Source organism: Embleya sp. NPDC001921 (assembly GCF_053594475.1).
Genome location: NZ_JBSFEO010000009.1, coordinates 221343 through 238919, shown reverse-complemented (window position 1 = coordinate 238919; position 17577 = coordinate 221343). Strand labels below are relative to the sequence as shown.

Here is a 17577-nt window from a genome sequence, read left to right as displayed (position 1 = left end):
GTTGCCCCCGACGCCCCCTCATGCCCAGGAGACCTCGCGGTGAGCGTCGTGCTGATCCTCGTCGTGGCCGCGCCGCTGCTCGGCGCCGCCCTGCTCCCGCTGCCCGGGGTCGGTGATCGCGCGGCCCGGCTGATCGGCGTCGCCGCGAGCGCCGCGACCCTGCTCGGCGCCGTCGTGCTCGCGTGCGGGTTCGACCGCGGCCGCGGCATGCAGTTCGAGACCGACGCGTCCTGGGCGCCCTCGCTGGGCCTGCGCTTCCACCTGGGCATCGACGGCATCTCGCTGCCGCTGCTCCTGCTGACCGCGCTGCTCACGCTGCTGGTCGCCGTACACAGCCTGTGGAACATTCCGCCCGGCGGCGACTCGCGCGCGTTCGTCGCGCTGTTCCTGCTCCTGGAGACCGGCACGCTGGGCACCTTCGCGGCGCTCGACCTGATCCTGTTCTTCCTCTTCTTCGAGGTCGTGCTGGTCCCGATGTACTTCCTCATCAACCGCTGGGGGAGTCCGGGCGAGCGCGGCCCCGCCTCGTACAAGTTCATCCTGTACACGCTGCTCGGGTCGGCCGTGATGCTGCTCGGCTTCCTGCTGATCCAGGCGAAGACCGGCACGTTCGACATGGTCGAGCTCGCCGACCGGCACGGCGCGGGCATGTCGCACGGCGCCCAGGTGCTCGCGTTCCTGGCGATCGGCCTGGGCCTGGCGGTCAAGGTGCCGATGTGGCCGCTGCACACCTGGCTGCCCGACGCGCACACCGCCGCGCCGACGGCGGGCTCGGTGCTGCTGGCCGGCGTGCTGCTCAAGATGGGCACGTACGGCCTGATCCGGATCGCGGTGCCGATGTTGCCGGAGGGCGCCGAGACGTTCGCGCCGTATCTGGCCGCGTTCGGCGTGGTGGGCATCGTGTACGGCTCGCTGGTGTGCCTGGCCCTGCTGCGCGACCCGGACGGCGACCTCAAGCGCATCATCGCCTACTCGTCGGTGGGCCACATGGGCTTCGCGCTGCTGGGCATCGCGACGCTGACCCCGCAGGGGATCAACGGCGCGTTGTTCGTCAACATCGGCCACGGCCTGATCACCGGCCTGCTGTTCTTCCTGGCCGGCGCGGTCAAGGACCGGCACGGCACCGCGCTGCTGGGCCGACTCGGGGGCGGGATGTACGGGCGCACGCCGCGGCTGGGCGCACTCGTGGCGTTCGGCGCGGTGGCCGGTCTCGGGCTGCCCGGGCTGGCCGGCTTCTGGGGCGAACTGCTCGCGATGTACGGCGCGTACGAACCCGCGGCCGGGTTGTCCACCGGCGGCTACCGGACCTTCCTGGTCCTGGCCGGCCTGGGCACCGTGCTGACCGCGGCCTACATGCTCGGCCTGGTCCGCCGATTGTGCATGGGCCCGGCGGGCGAGGCCCCGACCGGGCGGCCCGAGGCGGACGTGACCGGCCGCGAAGTCGTGGTGTGGACCCCGCTCGTCGCGCTGACCCTGCTCGCCGGGCTGTGGCCGGCCACCGTGCTCGCGATCACCGACCCGGCCGTGCGCGCCCTCATGGGAGGCAGCTGACATGCCGTTCGACGTCCAGTCGATCGACTGGCTCGCGATCGGGCCGGTGGTCGCCGTCGCGGTCGCCGCCCTCGTGGTGCTGCTCGCGGACCTGTTCCCGGAGGGCGCGCGCAAGGCCGCGCTGCCCTGGCTCACCCTGGCCGGCCTCGGCGCGGCGCTGGTGCTGTTGCTGCCGCTGCGCGCCGACGGCGACACCGCGCGCGGCACCTTCTGCTCGCCGTCGGGCTGCTCGTACGTGGTCACCGACCTGACCCTGGTCCTGCAACTGGTGCTGCTCGGCTCGGCGTTCGTGGTCGTGCTGCTGTCGATGCCGATGACCCGGCACAGTGCGGACGGCGACGAGGGCGAGGTGCCCGGCGGCGAGTACCACTTCCTGCTGCTGTCCTCGGTGACCGGCGCGGTCGCGCTGGCCGGCGCGCGCGACCTGCTCACCCTGGTGGTGGCCCTGGAGACGTTGTCGCTGCCCGCGTTCGCGCTGGTCGGCCTGCGTCGGGACGGCCAGGGCGGCGAGGCCGCGCTGAAGTTCTTCCTGCTGTCCGTGGCCGCCACGGCGGTGATGCTGTTCGGCGTGAGCCTGGTCTACGGGAGCACCGGCAGCGTGCACCTGGCCAGGATCGCGGGCGACCTGGAACACCTGGACCCGCGGCTGACCGAGGTGGCCGCGACCGGCGCGGTGCTGACCATGGTCGGGTTCGCCTTCAAGGTCGCGGCGGTGCCGTTCCACTCGTGGGTGCCGGACACCTATCGCGGCGCGCCGATCCCGGTGGCCGCCTACCTGTCGGTGGTCTCCAAGACCGCCGGGTTCGCCGGGCTGCTCCTGGTCGCCGGCATCGCGTTCCGCCCCTACGCGCACATCTGGGGTCCGGGCATGGCGGTGCTCGCCGCGGTGACGATGACCGCGGGCAACGTGGCCGCGCTGCGGCAGACCGACGCGGTGCGACTGCTGGCGTGGTCCTCGATCGCCCAGTCGGGCTACGTACTCGTCCCGTTCGGAACCGCCGCCGGGCACGGCGAGGACCTGGCCGACACGCTGCCCGCGGCGGTCGCCTACCTCGCGGTGTACGCGGTGATGAACCTGGGCGCGTTCGCGGTGGTGACGCTGGTGGCCGGCGAGCGCGGCGGGCTGGTCTCCGACCACCGCGCGCTGTTCCGGTCGCGCCCGGTCTGCGCCGCGGCGATGGCGTTCTTCCTGTTGTGCCTGGCGGGCATCCCGCCGGGGCTGGCCGGGCTGTTCGCGAAGGTGACCGTGTTCCAGGCGGTGATCGACTCCGGCACCGGGTGGCTCGCGGTGGTGATGGCGGTCAACGTGGTGATCGGGCTGTACTACTACCTGGCCTGGACGGCGCAGTTGTTCGCTCCCGCGGCGGCCGGGGTGCCGGGGGCGCCGGGCGCGGTCGGGGGCTCGGACGGCGCGGGGGGTGCGGAGGGCTCGGCCGGCTCGGATGCCTCGGTCGTCTCGGCCAGCTCGGCCGGCTCGCGTGGCGGTTTCGATCGTGGTCGGACGCCGGCTCCGTTGGTCGCCGCGCTGGTGCTCACGGGGGCGCTCGGAGTGCTGCTCTCGGTCGCGCCACAGCTTGTGCTGCGCGTGCTCACTGTGCCGGGCCTACTCGGCTGACCTGCGGTTCCGGTCCCGGAGCGGGGGGTTACGCCCGCCCCGGGAGGGAACTCTGCGAGGCGTTGTCCCGTTGCGAAAGAAGAGACAACGGGCAGAGGGCGACAAGCCGGCGGATACCCCGCACGGACCCGCATTGTCACCCCTGGGACGCTTGCGAGAGGACTCTGCCGTGCACGGCCAGCACAACGGACTGAAGACCGCCGTACTGCTCGGCGGCATGTCGGCGCTCATCCTGGTCGTCGGCAGCTTCTTCGGTCGGACCGGGTTGATCATCGCCCTGTTCGTGGCCCTGGCCACGAACGGCTACGCCTACTTCAACAGCGACAAGATCGCGCTGCGCTCGATGCGCGCGCGACCGGTCAGCGAGGCGGAGAACCCCGAGCTGTACCGGATCGTGCGCGAGCTCTCCAACGACGCCCGGCAGCCGATGCCGCGCCTGTACATCTCGCCCACCGAGGCGCCGAACGCGTTCGCCACCGGCCGCAACCCGCGCCACGCGGCGGTGTGCTGTACGACCGGCATCCTGCGCATCCTGGACGCGCGCGAGCTGCGCGGAGTGATCGGGCACGAGCTCTCGCACGTCTACAACCGGGACATCCTGATCTCGTCGGTGGCCGGTGCGCTGGCCAGCGTGATCATGTTCCTGGTCAACTTCGCCTGGCTGATCCCGTTCGGCCGCAGCAACGACGACGAGGGCCCGGGTCTGTTCGGGATGCTGGCCATCATGATCCTGGGTCCGCTGGCGGCCGGTGTCATCCAGTTGGCGGTCAGCCGTTCGCGTGAATATCAGGCGGACGCCTCCGGGGCCCGCCTCACCGGAGACCCGATGGCGCTGGCGAGCGCGCTGCGCAAGCTGGACGCGGGCACGCAGGCGCGGCCGCTGCCGCCGGAGCCGAAGCTGCAGACCACCAGCTCGCTGATGATCGCCAACCCGTTCCGCCGGGGCGCGGGCGGGATGAGCAAACTGTTCTCGACGCACCCGCCGATGGCGGACCGGATCGCGCGGCTCGAGGCGATGGCGGGGCACTGAGGCGGGGCATCGAGGGGCACCGAGCCGGTGCACCGAGGGGCATCGAGGCCGCGCGGCGACTGGGCCGCCGGCCTCGACGGGTGGATTCGGTGGGCCGTCGGTCCCGCGGGGACGTCAGCGGGCCCGGGGCGGGGTAGAACAAGTTCGTGAAAACTGTCCTGAACATCATTTGGCTCGTGTTCTCCGGCCTGTGGCTGGCCATCGGCTACGCCGTCGCCGGCATCGTCTGCTTTCTGTTGTTCTTCCTCGTGGTCACCATCCCGTTGGGCATCGCGTCCTGGCGGATCGCGGCGTACGCGCTGTGGCCCTTCGGCCGCCGGGTGGAATGGCGTCGCGACGCCGGCGCCGGATCGATGCTCGGCAACATCCTGTGGATCGTGCTGTTCGGCTGGTGGCTGGCGCTCGCGCACCTGGTCACCGGCCTCCTCCTGTGCATCACCATCATCGGCATCCCGCTCGGGCTGGCGAACTTCAAGCTGATCCCGGTGTCGCTCACTCCGCTGGGCCGCGAGATCGTCTCGACCGACGACCCGATGCACGTGGGCGTCTGAACGGTTGGGCGGCCTCGGCGATCGCCCGTCGGGCGGTCGCTGAGCCCGGACAGGCCAATCGTGTGGTCTCGTACGAGGGAGACCGGAGCCAACCGCTGTAGTCGCGCTCCCGGTGTGTCGATATGTCCCGGTAGGCCCGGGTAGACGGAGAAGACACCCACACCGGGAAGCAGACCCACACCGGGAAGCGCGGAGGTTGCCGTGGCGGCGACGGTCAGTGTCATCGTTCCGACCCGCGACCGCACGGCCCTACTGGCCGATGCCCTGCGCAGCGTGGCCCTCCAGGGCACGCGGGACATCGAGGTCGTCGTGGTCAACGACGGCGGCGCGGACGTCGCGGGTGTGCTGCCGCTGGGCGTGCGGGGGATGACCGTGCGGCTGCTCTCCTTCCCGCGCTCGCGCGGCCCGGCGGCGGCGCGCAACGCCGGTCTGGAGATCGCCACGGGGCGGTTCGTCGCCTTCCTCGACGACGACGACATGTACCTGCCCGGCCATCTCGACCGGGCACTGGCCGCTCTGGAGCGCACCGGCTCCGACGCCGTGTACGCGGACTGCATCCTCAGCGGCGACCGGGCGGCGCCGGGCGAGACGCCGGGCAGCCCGTACCGCTACGACTTCCCGTACGACCCGGACATGCTCTCGGTGGCCAACTTCGTGCCGACCACCGCCGTGGTCGCCCGCAATCCCGCGCACACCGCGCCCGCGTCGTGGTTCCGCTTCGACCCGGAGCTGCCGCTTCTGGTCGACTGGTCGTTGTGGTTGCGGCTGGTGCACGATCGGGGCTGGTCGTTCGCCCGGCTGTCCGAGCCCGGCGTGGTCTACCACCGCGAACCCGCCGACTCCAGCCTGTCCGGCGGCGCGGCGGCCCAGCTCGACTCGCTGAGCCGGTACGAGGACACCTACCGCACGATCATCGCCCGCTGGCCGGTCCCGCCCACCGGCCGCGTCGCGCGCTTCCGCCGACACGCGTTGACCATGTTCGCGATCGCCCGGGAACAACTGTCCACCGGCGCGCACCTGGCCCCGTTCGCCTACGAGGACGCCCTGCGCGTCCTGCACGCGGGCTTCACCGGCCGCCTGGAGGAGGACGCCGTACCCACCCGCCTGTCCGCCGTCCTGACCGGCGCCCACACCCCGACGATCGACGCGTGCGGGCCCCTGGTGGAGCGCGTGCAGCAGTAGGGCGGTTCCGGCTGGTGGAGCGCGTGCGGCGGTCGGGCGGTTCCGGCTCGGGAAGCCGATCGCGACACGCGGACACCGTCCTCCACGGCCGCGCGCCCGGAGCACAAAAAACGGGCACGGCGAGGGCGGTGAATCCACCGGCCGTGACCGACCGGCGATCCGCCCTCGCCGTGCCCTCGACCCGTCACCCACCGGGCCCGCCACGATCCCGCCGCCGCAGGGTGGCGGCCTCGGTCAGCGGTAGTTCACGAACTGGAGCGCGAAGTCCAGGTCCTTGCCCTTGAGCAGCGCGATGACCTCCTGGAGGTCGTCCCGGTTCTTGGACGAGACGCGCAGCTCCTCACCCTGGATCTGCGCCTTGACGCCCTTGGGCCCCTCGTCGCGGATGATCTTGGAGACCTTCTTCGCGTTCTCCTGGGAGATGCCCTCCTGGATCGACGCGAAGATCTTGTACTCCTTGCCGGAAGCCTTCGGCTCCCCGGCGTCGAGCGACTTGAGCGAGATGCTGCGCTTGATCAGCTTGCCCTGGAACACGTCGAGGATCGCGTTCACGCGCTCCTCGGAGTTGGCGCGCATCTCGATCTGCTCGCCGGTCCAGCCGATGTGCGCGCCGACGTTCTTGAAGTCGAACCGCTGCGCGATCTCCTTCGAGGTCTGGTTCAGCGCGTTGTCGACCTCCTGACGGTCGACCTTGGACACGATGTCGAAAGAGGAGTCAGCCAAGGCTCGGAATCGCTTTCTGTGGGATCTGAAGTGAGAGGGAAGGCAACCCCTCCAGCCTAGAGCGTCCCCCACGACCCGGACTCCGACCGCGCCCCACCCCGCCCGATCCGATACCGAGTGGCGAAGCACCCCGGGTGGTCCGCTATTGTTGTCCCGTCGCGCCGCAAGGCGCACACGGCGGGTTGCCCGAGCGGCCAAAGGGAGCAGACTGTAAATCTGCCGGTGTATGCCTACGTTGGTTCGAACCCAACACCCGCCACACCGAAACAAAGGCCCCTGACCAGCGGAGACGCGGTCGGGGGCCTTTGTTGTGCGTGGGGCCGATCGGTCGGGGGGTTGAGGGGTGGGGGCGGGGTCGGCGGCATACTTCGCTCGTGGGTTGTGGGTGGGGAGGGTGGCGGTGACTTCGGGGGCTGTGGTTCTTTATGGGCCGCCCGCGGCCGGGAAGGACACGGTCACGGCGGCCCTGTCGCGGGTGGACGGGGCGTTTGTTCAGTTCCGGCGGTTGAAGGCCGGGCCGGGGCGTTCGACCGGGTATCGCATGACGGACTCGCAAGTGTTGGCGGGGTTGCGGCGGGACGGGTTGATCGTGCACGGCAACCGGCGCTACGGGGCGGAGTACGCGACGGACGTACCCGAGCTCGATCGGCTTACGGCGCGCGGGTGCGTTCCCGTGGTGCACGTGGGACAGGTCGAGGCGGTCTTCGCGCTTGCGGCGTATCCGGTGCACTGGACGCGGGTCTTGTTGTGGTGTTCGCGGGAGGTCACCGCCGAGCGCTCGGCCGGGCGCGGCGATGTCGACGGTGATGCCCGGTTGAGGGTCTGGGCGGAGACGTACGCGGACCTGGAGGCGCACCGCGAGGTGCCGTGGTCCGTGATCGTGCGGACCGACCGGACGTCGCCGGACGAGTCCGCGGCGCTGATCCGGCAGGCTGTGCGTGACCGGGCGCCGGATCGACGCACCCCGACCCACCTGCTTCGAGGGGCGACATGACCACGATCGGAATTCTTCATCCGGGCAGCATGGGCGCGGCGGTGGCGGGGGAGTTGACCGGCCGCGGGATCACCGTGTTGTGGTGTCCCACGGGTCGTGGTGCGGCGACCGCGGCGCGCGCGGACGGGTTCTGTCTCGAACCCGTCGAGGAACTCGACGAGTTGCTCGATCGCAGTGCCTGCGTGATCTCGCTGTGCCCGCCCGCGGCGGCGGAGGCGGTTGCCCGTTCGGTCGCCGAGCGGCGGTACGCCGGGCTGTACGTGGAGGCGAACGCGGTGAGTCCGGAGCGGATGGGGCGGCTGGCCGCGCTGCTTGCCGCGGGCGGAGCCGCCGTTGTCGATGCAAGTGTGGTCGGGTCCCCGCCTTCGCCGACCCGGTCTCCGCGCCTGTACCTGTCCGGTGCGGACGGCGAGGTGGCCCGTGTCGCCGAGTTGTTCGCCGACACGCGAGTGCGGGTGCGGAGCCTTCCCGGCGGGATCGGGCAGGCGTCCGGACTGAAGTTCTCGTTCGCGAGCTATCAGAAGGCGAGCAGGGCGCTTGCCGCCGTGGCGCATGCGATGGCGAGCGAATACGGCGTCGGGGCGGAGCTGCTCGACATCGCCCGGGATCACTCCACGCGGCACCTCGCGGAGCCGGACTACATCGCGGACGTCGCCGCCAAGGCCTGGCGCTGGGAGCCGGAGATGAGAGAGGTCGCCGCGGCTCTGACGGCCGTCGGCCTGCCCGCCGAACTGGCCCTCGGCGCCGCCGATGTCCTCGCGCGGTGGGCGCCCGCGAAGGACACCGAGCTCGACCCGGCCGAGGCCATCGAGATGCTGCGCGACACTCCGTAGCGGCGGCTGCCGTGGGGGCGGCACCCGTAGGGGCGACTCCGATGGCGGTGACACCCGAAGGGGCGGCATCCGGGAGTGTGGCATCCGGGACCGATCGGCGGGGTTCGCCGGTTCGCCGATGGACGGGCTGACCCCCCTGTGCCTGTCCTGAGGCCCCGAAGGTTGCGATCCGTCGACCCGCGCCACCGACCCCGCGCCACCGACCCCGCGTCCGCTCCCGCCCCGGCCCCGCGCCGAACCCGCCCATCCGCCCCGCATCCGGCCCCCGCATCCGGCCCCCGAAATCCGCTACACCCGACCGTCGGCCAGGATGGAGCCACGACTACGACGGACGCGGCGGGGGAGCGGATGAGCGTGAGCGGCAACGACGAACCGGTATCCCAGGGACCGATCGACCACCACGCGACCCCGCGGGGGATGCCGGTGGCCGCGTCCGTCCTGCTGCGTGATCGGCACGGCGGACTCGTGGTGTTGGATCCCCGCCACAAGCCGGGACTGGACCTTCCGGGCGGGCCGGCCGAGCCGGGGGAGACCCCGCACGAGGCCGCCCGGCGCGCGGTGCGGGAGGCGTTGGCTCTCGACCTCACCGTCGACCGGCTGCTCGCGGTGTGCACCTCGACGGCCGGGGCGTACGGCCGGGTCGTGCTCGACTTCCTCTTCGACGGGCCGACGCTGACCGACGAGCAGGTCGCCGCACTGGCCCCGGTCGACGCCGGGTCGCACGCGGTGTACGTACTCACGCCCGACCAGGCGCTGCCGCGCTTCGCGGGGCGGACTCGGCGGCGGGTGTCGGTGGCGTTGGAGGCGTACGCGTCGGGGGCCTGTCTGTACGTGGTCGACGGGCGCGAGTACCGGCCGGCCAAGGAGCGGGTGTGGCACGAGGACGAACCGATCCCGGCCGGGACCCCGGTCCGCCGCGCGGCGGGCTGGCTGTTCGACCCGGAGGGTCGGGTGCTGCTGGTCGGCGACCCGGACGGCGGGTACGCGCTGCCCGGCGGCGGCGCCGAACCGGAGGACGTGGACGCGCTCGCGACCCTGACGCGCGAGGTTGCCGAGGAGGCCAACGCGGTGCTGGGCAAGACCACCCATGTGGGCTATCTGTCCGACCCGGACGGCGGCGACGTCAGATCCCGCAGCGCCGCGCGGCTCGCCGCACTCGGTCCGCTCGCCCCCGACCCGGCGACGGGATGGTCGTGGAGCCGCGCCCTGGTCACCCCGCGCCGAGCCGTCGCACTCCTCGGCGGCGGCCACGACGCGCGTCTGCTCCAGGCACTGGCCGCCCAACGCATTGCCCACGAACGCCTCGGCGTCCCGATCCTCGACGACGACAGCCGGGTGGACGTACCACCGGAGGGCGTCACGTTCGAGTAGGTGCGAGGAGCGGGCGCCGCCGCCCGCCCCGGCTGCCGGAGCCGCGGGGGTCACGAGCGGTCCGGCGCGATCGGCCGACCGTCGGGCCTGCCTCGCTCCGTCACGACGACCGGTCTCGTCGGGCGCACTTCGGGCCGTCACCACGCGTCGCGCAGGCCCCGCCCCGTCACCACGCGTCGCGCAGGCCCCGCCCCGTCACCACGTGTCGGGCAGGCCCCGCCCCGTCACCACGTGTCGGGCAGGCCCCGCCCCGTCACCACGCGTCGGGCACGCCCCGCCCGTCACCACGCGTCGGCCGCGCCCCGCCCGTCACAACGACTGGTTCAGGTGCCGGCTCAGGTCGCCCACGTAGTCGGTGATCATGTGGCGCCGGGTGAAGCGCCAGGTTCCCTCGGGTCGTTCGAAGGTGTCGTGGTAGCGGCCGGTGAAGACGGGTTGGAGCGGGAAGTCGGGAAGGGCCTGGAAGACCGTCACGTAGCTGCGGCACGTTCCGGTGCCCGCCTCGTCGTCAACGTCCAGGACCAGGTTCGTGGTCACGTGCCGGGTGTGCGGTGTGCCGTTGTCGGGATAGCGGCGTGTCCACGCCTCGAACATCGCCCGGGCCGCGTCGGCCCCGGCCACCTTCAGGTTCTGGCCCTCGGCGGTGATCACCGCGTGCGCGAACAACTCGCCCACGCCCGCGTAGTCGCCGGCGTCGATGCGCTCGGCGTACAGCCCGATCAGATTCGGAATCGCGTGGTATCCGGACGACATGACGGCGACCTCTCGACCTCTCGACGCTTCGACCGACGGCAACGGCCCGACCCGCGGCGCACCGCGACCGCAGCCCGACCGTAGCTGACGTTGCGTCAGATGTCTCGATCGGAAGCCACGTCCCGAACGCCTCGATCCGGGCCCCGCCCCCGCCCCACCCCGTCCCGCCTCAAGCCCCCCGCCGAATGTCCCTCGTCAACTCCAACAACTCCGCCTCGCGATCCGCGCGCTCCCGGGGCCACCCGATCGCGTCCGGCCGGGTCTGCCACGGATGCGGGCCGGCCAAGGGCCGATACTCCACCCCCAGCGCGTCCAGCCGAGCCAGGTGCGCCGACGTCAACCGCTCCGTGAACTCGGCGAAGTCGCCGGGACCCGACCACACCGCCTCGGCGAACGCGCACAACCTCGGGAACGCCATGTAGTCGATCCGCCGGACCGAGTCCATGTGCTCGGTCCAGATCTGCGCTTGCCCGCCCAGCACCCGCGCGCCCTCCTCGGCCGTCAGCGCCGAGGGCACCGGCCGGAAGGCGTACACGTCCGCCAACGTCAGCAACGGCCCGACCGGAATCGGCTCGTCCGCGCCCTCGCCCTGTCGGTAGTCGAAGTACACCGAGGTGTCCGGGCAGGCCACCACGTCGAACCCGGCCCGCGCCGCCGCGATCGTGCCGTGCTCGCCGCGCCAGCCGCCGATCAGCGCGTCCGCCGGCACCGCCGCGCCGCCCGCGAGGACCTCGTCCCAGCCGAACAGCCGCCGCCCGTGCGCGGCCAGCATCTCGGCCAACTCGGCCACGAACCAGCCGCCGAGCGAGCCGGGATCGGGGTGACCCATCCGCTCCCACGGCCCGGTCGGCACCTCGTCGCCGCCCACGCACACGTACCGGGACGGGAAGATCGCGCACACCTCGGCCAGCACGTCGCGGCAGAACCCCAGCGCCTCCTCGGTCGGCGCGAGCACCCCGTCGGACAACCCGCCCCACCGGGTGCGCACCCCCTCCACCGGTACCGCGCCGAGCTCCGGATAGGCCGCCACCACCGCCTGCACGTGCGCCGGCAGGTCGATCTCGGGCACCACGGTGATGTGCCGATCGGCCGCGTACGCGACGATCTCGCGCAGGTCCGCACCTGTGTAGTAGCCGCCGTGCGGACGCTCGTCGAACGTCTCGTGCTGCCGCGATCCCCGCATGCTGCCCGTGCGCCACGCGCCCACCGAGGTCAGCCGCGGCCATCCCGGAACCTCGATCCGCCAGCCCTGGTCGTCGGTCAGATGCAGGTGCAGCACGTTCAACCGGTGCACCGCCATCAGGTCCACGAAGCGCAGCACGTCCTGCTTGGGCAGGAAGTGCCGGGCCACGTCCAGCATCACCCCGCGCCAGGCGAAGGCGGGCTCGTCCTCGATCACGCACACCGGCAGCGACCACGCGGCCGTGCCCACCCGCGCGCGCCGGAACGCGTCCGCCGGCAGCAGTTGGCGCAGCGTCTGCAGACCCGCGAACACCCCGGCCGCCGAGCCGCCGCGCAACTCGACCGCCGTCGTGGTGACCTCCAACCGGTAGCCCTCGGCCGGCAGCGCGTCCGGGTCGAGCAGCAGTGTGATGCCCGGACCGGACCCCAGGAGGCATCCGGTCGCCGGGCCGAGCGCGCCGCGCAACCACGCGGCCTCGGCCGCCAGTTCCGGCGGATGGGTCACCCCCGTGGTCGCGGTGGGCGTGAACGTGCCCGCGCCCGGGGCGACCCGAGCCGGCCGCGGCAGCACGGACATCGCCGGCGACGGCGAGGCGAAGGCACCCGTCGAGGACGAGCCACCCAGCGAGGACGAGCCACCCAGCGAGGAGGAGGCGCCCGTCGAGGACGAGCCACCCGTCGAGGAGGACGAGGAGGTGGTCATGGAGGAATCAGTCCTTCACCGCTCCGCCGAGCCCCGAGACCAGGTGCCGCTGGACCAGCACGAAGAAGATCAGGACCGGAATGGTCATCAGGGTGGAGGCGGCCATGATGCCGCCCCAGTCGTTCTCGTCCGGCTTGAAGAACACCATCAGCGCCGCCGGCAGCGTCTGGTGGTCGGTGTCCAGGATGAAGGTCTTCGCGAACACGAAGTCGTTCCACGCGGTGATGAACGAGAACACCGACGTGGCCGCGAGCCCGGGCGCCACCAGCGGGAACAGGATCCGCCACAGGATGGTGAACCGGTTCGCGCCGTCGATCCGGGCGGCCTCCTCCAGCGATTCGGGGATCGCCTTGACGAAGCCGCGCAACATCCAGATCGCGAACGGCAGCGAGAAGGCCAGGTTGACCAGCATCAGCGAGCCCAGCGTGCTCAGCCCGAAACCGGGCGCCACCGTGCCGATGTCGCGGACCAGGAAGAACAGCGGGATGGTCAGCGCCTCGACCGGCACCATCTGGGCGACCAGGAACATCACCAGGATCGTGGTGCGGAACCTGAAGTTGAACCGGGTCAGCGCCACCGCCGCCAGGAACGACACCAGGCCGGAGAGTACGACCACCACGGTCGCCACGATCAGGCTGTTGAGGAAGTAGCCGCCGAAGCCGCTGACCCCGAACGCGTCGCGGAAGTTGTCCAGCGTCGGATGCCACGTCCACGGCCGCGGGTTCACCGAGTTGATCTCGCCGTCCGGCTTGATCGCGGAGAGCACCATCCAGTAGAGCGGGAACACCGTCAGCAGCGCGACCACGATCGCGGTCGTGTTGGCGATCCGCCGGGACACCTTCCGGTTCCCCTTGGAGCGACGCGGCCCGCCGGGGCGAACGGCGGCGCCCGACCCGGGGACCGCGGAGCCCGAAGAAGTGGACACAGTGCTCACAGCTCCTCCCCGGAGCGACGCAGCGCGCGGATGTAGAAGACCGTGACGACGAGCAGGATCAGCGTCATCAGCACGCCGATCGCCGCGCCCAGGCTGTAGTCCGAGGACGCGAACGCCTTCTGGTACGCGTACACGTTGAGCACCAGGTTCTGGCCGGCGATGCCGCCGCCCCCGGTCATCACGTAGATCTGGGTGAAGACCTTGAAGTCCCAGATGATCGACTGGATCACCACGATGGTCAGGATCGGCCGCAGGATCGGCAACATCACGTGCCGGAAGGTGGTCCAGGTGGACGCGCCGTCCAGCCGGGCCGCCTCCAGGACCGAGACCGGGATCGACTCGATGCCCGCGTACAGCGAGATCATCACGAACGGGAACGAGTGCCACACCACCACGACGCCGACCAGCGCGAACGCGGACCACTTGTCGTAGAACCAGTTGTGGCCCTGCATGCCCAGGACCTCGTTGACCAGGCCCAGGTTGGTGTCGAACAGGAACATCCACACCGTCGAGCCGGTCATCGCCGGGGCCGCCCACGCGCCGAGCGCGGCGAACATCAGCAGCAGCCGAGGCCACTTGCCGATCCGGGTCAGCAGCACCGCGAGCGCCGCGCCGACCACGAGGGTGGCCACCACACAGGCCGCCGCGAAAATCACGGTCTGGGACAGCACGTCCCAGAACTGATCGTCGCCCAGCAGGGTCGAGTAGTTGTCGAAGCCGACGAACTCCGCGACCTCGCCCGCCGAGGCCTGCGGCTGCCCGAACTTCAGGAAGGAGAGCAGGCCGAGCTGGTAGAGCGGGTAGCCGAACAGCGGGATCAGGACGACCGCGGAGGGCAGCAACAGCCACAGTGGCGTCCACGAGCGGCGCCGCCCGGTCCTCGTCTTCTTCGCGCCGCCGCGCGGGCGGACCGGGGCCGAGGCCGGCCGGTCCGCCCGCGCGGGCGTGGTGGTCGTGGTCACCGTGCTACTTCCCGGCGAACGCGTTGTCGATCGCGGTCTTGGCCTCGCCCGTCGCCCCCGGGACGTCGGACTTGCCGGTGACCACCTTCTGGAACATGGTCGGCACCACGGACTGCGAGTCGATCTTGGCCCACGCGGCGTCCTTGGGCACGAACTTGGTGCCCGCGTTCAGGGTGTCGATGAACGGCTTGAGCCACGGGTCCTTGGCCACCACGTCACCGCGCGCCGAGGCGAGCGTGGGCAGGTTGCCCATCGCGTCGAACATCTGGAGCTGGTACTTCTTGCCGCCCAGGATCTTCATGAAGTCGACCGCGAGTGAGCGGTGCTGCGAGGACTTCATCACACCGAGGTCGTTGCCGCCGGAGAAGGCCGGCGCGATCGAGCCCGGGGCGTTGCCCGGCAGCGGGACCACCGCGTACTTGCCCTTGGCCACGCCCGCCTCGACCGCACTGCGCGAGGAGTTGGGCAGGATCGCCATGCCCGCGGTGCCGGCCGCGAAGGCCTCCACGGTCTTGCCGCCGGTCAGGTCGGCGCACTGCTGGGGCGGACAGATGTCCTTGGAGAACAGGTCGGTGTACGCCTTGACGCCCGCCTGCGACTGCGGCGAGTCGATCGCGGCCGCGTACTTGCCGCCCTGCTGGGTGGCGATGTCGCCGCCGTTGGCCCACAGGAAGGGCAGACCGCCGAAGGTGTACTTGCCGCCGACCGCGATGCCGAACATGTCCGGCTTGGCCGAGCGCACCTTCTTCGCGGCGTCGACCAGCTCGGCGTAGGAGGTCGGCGGCTTCAGGCCGAGCTCGGTGAACACGTCCGTGCGGTAGTACAGCGAGCGCAGGCCCAGCCACCACGGGAGGCCGTAGGTCTTGCCGTCGACCAGCGTGGTGTCCTTGAGGTCCTTGGGCAGGTCGCCCGCCTCGGACCAGTTGCCCAGGTCGGCGGAGATGTCCGCGAGGCCGCCGGCCTGGACGTAGCCGAACAGGTCGGTGTTGCCGAACTCGACCACGTCCGGCGCGCTGTTCGGATCGTTGAACGCGCCCTTCATCTTCTCCGCGCGCGGGCCGGCGTCGGTGGGTATGTAGCCGAGCTCGACGTTCACCTTCGGGTGCGCGGCCTTGAACTCGGCGACGGCCGCGTTGACGACCTTCTCCTTGGGCCCGCGGTTCGCCTCGTCGTACAGCCACACCTTGAGCGTGCCGGTCTGTTCGTCGGCGGACTTCGACTTGGACGCCGTGCCCGGCGCGCACGCCGCCAGCGCGATGCCGGCCACTGCGACGGCGGCCAAACTCCGGATCTTCACGACAATTCCTCCTGCGGCGAGGCAGGCCGGAGCGATCGCGGGGATGCCGCGACCCGAGGGTCGGCCTGTACGTCTGGACGTCTGCATCAATCGACACGAACGGGCCGCAAGGGGGGAAACATCCGGTGCGGCGTGAGCGGGACGTTAGAAAGCGGCGCCGCGTTCCGACAAGGCGTCCCGCCGAACGTTGTGCACTGCAAAATGGTGTGCTGCGAAAGTGGCACCGAGTGCTCACGGACACGTAACGTCCCTGCTCGGTCGATCCGTCGGCCATCCGCAGGACACCGCCCGTTCCGACCGGCTCGGACGCGAGGGACCACGAAGGGCAGGGAGGGCTCGCATGTACGACGTACTGCTGCGCGGCGGGCAGGTGCTCGACGGCACCGGCGCACCCGCCTTCCGGGCCGACGTCGCGATCACCGGCGACCGGATCGCCGCGATCGGCCGGCTGGACGGCGCCCGGGGCGCGACCGAAATCGACGCGAGCGGCCGGTACGTGGCACCCGGATTCGTCGACGCGCACGTGCACGGCGATGCCGCGGTGCTCGACCCCGACGTCCAGCTCGCCGCGCTGCGCCAGGGCGTGACCACCTTCGTGCTCGGCCAGGACGGCCTGTCCTACGCCCCCGCGACCCCCGCCGCGCTGGCCTACGCGACCCGCTACTTCGCGGCGATCAACGGCACCCACCCCGGCCTGGGCGAAGGTCCGGTCTCGGTCGCCGACCTGCTCGCCACCTACGACCGCAGCACGGCGGTCAACACCGCCTACCTCGTGCCGCACGGCACCGTCCGCTACAGCGCACTGGGCCCCACCGCGCGCGCGGCCGACGCCGCCGAGCTGGCCGCGATGACCAAGGCGGTCGAGCAGGGCCTGGACGAGGGCGCGTGCGGCCTGTCCACCGGCCTGGAATACGTGCCCGGTCGCTACGCGGACACCGCCGAGCTGGCCGCCCTGCTCGCCCCCGTCGCGGCCCGCGGCCTGCCGCACGTCTCGCACATGCGCGGCTACGAGGGCGCCGCCGGACCGGCCATGCGCGAGATGCTCGACGTGGCCCGCGCGGCCGGCGTGGCCACCCACGTCTCGCACTACCACGGCCCGGCCGAGGAACTGATCGCGATGGTGGACGCGGCCCGGTCCGAGGGCCTGGACCTCACCTACGACGCGTACCCCTACCTGCGCGGCTGCAGCATCCTGGCGATGGTCGCGCTGCCCCGCGCGCTGGACGACCCCGATCCCGACAAGGTGGTGGCCGCACTGGCCCGCCCGGCCACCCGACGCCTGCTGGCCGACGAGGTGGACCCGGCCCTGTGGCCCCGGATCACCCTCGCGCACGTGCCCGCCGCCGACTTCCGCTGGGCCGAGGGCCGCCGCCTCGTGGACGCCGCCGCCGAGGTCGGCGCGAGTCCCGCGGAGTTCTGCGCCGACCTGCTGATCGCCACCGACCTGGTGGCGAGCGCCGTGTTCGACCAGCCGCCGACCAACAGCGACGAATCGGTCCGCGCGCTGCTGCGCCACCCCGCGCACGTCGGCGGCTCCGACGGCATCTACATCGGCGGCAGCCCACACCCGCGCGGCTGGGGCGCGTTCGCCCGACTGCTCGCCCGACACGTGGTCGAACTGGGCGACTGGACCTGGGAACAGGCCGCCGTGCACCTCGCGTCGCACCCGGCCCGCCGCTTCGGGCTGACCGACCGGGGCCTGCTCCGGGTCGGCCTGGCCGCCGACCTCGCGGTGATCGACCCGAGCCGGGTGGCCGACCTCGCCGACTACGGCGACGCCCGCCGACCCGCCGCCGGCATCGACGACGTCCTGGTGGCCGGTGTCGCCGTACTCTCGTCCGGGGCCCTGACGGGCAACACGCCCGGGCGCCCGGTCGGACCGTCCTGAGGACATGC

At 71.8% G+C, this 17577-nt stretch carries 15 protein-coding genes and 1 tRNA gene; 10 read left to right on the top strand and 6 right to left on the bottom strand.

Annotation, left to right across the window (positions count from 1 at the left end):
• Positions 1 to 39 precede the first annotated feature (39 nt).
• The 5 genes from ACWCPW_RS13865 (at position 40) to ACWCPW_RS13845 (ending at position 5929) form a co-directional block, all read left to right on the top strand.
• On the top strand, positions 40 to 1551 hold the full coding sequence (locus ACWCPW_RS13865; RefSeq protein WP_449761737.1) for a complex I subunit 4 family protein: 1512 nt from the start codon (positions 40 to 42) through the stop codon (positions 1549 to 1551).
• Between the two features lies 1 nt (position 1552).
• A complete protein-coding gene (locus ACWCPW_RS13860) occupies positions 1553 to 3166 on the top strand; it encodes an NADH-quinone oxidoreductase subunit N (RefSeq protein ID WP_449761736.1) in 1614 nt (537 codons plus the stop codon).
• Positions 3167 to 3335: 169 nt separating this feature from the next.
• The gene (htpX, locus tag ACWCPW_RS13855; protein WP_449761735.1) at positions 3336 to 4196 is read left to right on the top strand and encodes a zinc metalloprotease HtpX; all 861 of its coding nucleotides are present in this window, start codon (positions 3336 to 3338) and stop codon (positions 4194 to 4196) included.
• A 146-nt stretch (positions 4197 to 4342) separates the two neighbouring features.
• Positions 4343 to 4747 carry a YccF domain-containing protein gene (locus ACWCPW_RS13850; RefSeq protein WP_449761734.1) on the top strand — a complete coding sequence of 135 codons (405 nt, stop codon included), beginning with the start codon at positions 4343 to 4345 and terminating at the stop codon, positions 4745 to 4747.
• Positions 4748 to 4948: 201 nt separating this feature from the next.
• Positions 4949 to 5929 (top strand): glycosyltransferase family 2 protein, encoded by a 981-nt coding sequence (locus tag ACWCPW_RS13845; protein WP_449761733.1) that lies wholly within the window; start codon positions 4949 to 4951, stop codon positions 5927 to 5929.
• Positions 5930 to 6163: 234 nt separating this feature from the next.
• On the opposite strand, the gene ACWCPW_RS13840 is transcribed toward ACWCPW_RS13845, so the two are convergent.
• Positions 6164 to 6652 carry a YajQ family cyclic di-GMP-binding protein gene (locus ACWCPW_RS13840; RefSeq protein WP_026217952.1) on the bottom strand — a complete coding sequence of 163 codons (489 nt, stop codon included), beginning with the start codon at positions 6650 to 6652 and terminating at the stop codon, positions 6164 to 6166.
• A 176-nt stretch (positions 6653 to 6828) separates the two neighbouring features.
• On the opposite strand from ACWCPW_RS13840, the gene ACWCPW_RS13835 reads away from it, so the two are divergent.
• From ACWCPW_RS13835 to ACWCPW_RS13820, 4 genes are all read left to right on the top strand, one after another.
• Positions 6829 to 6911: transfer RNA gene (locus tag ACWCPW_RS13835), tRNA-Tyr, on the top strand.
• A gap of 282 nt (positions 6912 to 7193) precedes the next feature.
• Positions 7194 to 7646 carry a guanylate kinase gene (locus ACWCPW_RS13830; RefSeq protein WP_449761732.1) on the top strand — a complete coding sequence of 151 codons (453 nt, stop codon included), beginning with the start codon at positions 7194 to 7196 and terminating at the stop codon, positions 7644 to 7646.
• Positions 7643 to 8479: a DUF1932 domain-containing protein gene (locus ACWCPW_RS13825; RefSeq protein ID WP_449761731.1), complete on the top strand. Its 837-nt coding sequence runs from the start codon at positions 7643 to 7645 to the stop codon at positions 8477 to 8479. Before ACWCPW_RS13830 ends, ACWCPW_RS13825 begins: the two co-directional genes overlap by 4 nt.
• A 354-nt stretch (positions 8480 to 8833) precedes the next feature.
• Positions 8834 to 9850 carry an NUDIX hydrolase gene (locus tag ACWCPW_RS13820; RefSeq protein WP_449761730.1) on the top strand — a complete coding sequence of 339 codons (1017 nt, stop codon included), beginning with the start codon at positions 8834 to 8836 and terminating at the stop codon, positions 9848 to 9850.
• A gap of 309 nt (positions 9851 to 10159) precedes the next feature.
• Here ACWCPW_RS13820 and ACWCPW_RS13815 read toward each other — a convergent pair whose 3' ends face one another.
• The 5 genes from ACWCPW_RS13815 to ACWCPW_RS13795 all read right to left on the bottom strand — a co-directional run bounded on the left by ACWCPW_RS13815 (position 10160) and on the right by ACWCPW_RS13795 (position 15681).
• Positions 10160 to 10603, bottom strand: coding sequence for a nuclear transport factor 2 family protein (locus tag ACWCPW_RS13815; protein ID WP_449761729.1), 444 nt, complete (start codon positions 10601 to 10603; stop codon positions 10160 to 10162).
• A gap of 169 nt (positions 10604 to 10772) precedes the next feature.
• On the bottom strand, positions 10773 to 12362 hold the full coding sequence (locus tag ACWCPW_RS13810; RefSeq protein ID WP_449761780.1) for a beta-N-acetylhexosaminidase: 1590 nt from the start codon (positions 12360 to 12362) through the stop codon (positions 10773 to 10775).
• A 133-nt stretch (positions 12363 to 12495) separates the two neighbouring features.
• Positions 12496 to 13326, bottom strand: coding sequence for a carbohydrate ABC transporter permease (locus tag ACWCPW_RS13805; RefSeq protein ID WP_449761728.1), 831 nt, complete (start codon positions 13324 to 13326; stop codon positions 12496 to 12498).
• 92 nt (positions 13327 to 13418) lie between these two features.
• On the bottom strand, positions 13419 to 14384 hold the full coding sequence (locus ACWCPW_RS13800) for a carbohydrate ABC transporter permease (RefSeq protein ID WP_449761727.1): 966 nt from the start codon (positions 14382 to 14384) through the stop codon (positions 13419 to 13421).
• Positions 14385 to 14388: 4 nt separating this feature from the next.
• Positions 14389 to 15681 (bottom strand): extracellular solute-binding protein, encoded by a 1293-nt coding sequence (locus ACWCPW_RS13795; protein WP_449761726.1) that lies wholly within the window; start codon positions 15679 to 15681, stop codon positions 14389 to 14391.
• Between the two features lie 340 nt (positions 15682 to 16021).
• Between ACWCPW_RS13795 and ACWCPW_RS13790 the strand changes: the two genes are divergently transcribed.
• The gene (locus ACWCPW_RS13790; protein WP_449761725.1) at positions 16022 to 17569 is read left to right on the top strand and encodes an N-acyl-D-amino-acid deacylase family protein; all 1548 of its coding nucleotides are present in this window, start codon (positions 16022 to 16024) and stop codon (positions 17567 to 17569) included.
• The last annotated feature ends 8 nt before the right edge of the window (positions 17570 to 17577 follow it).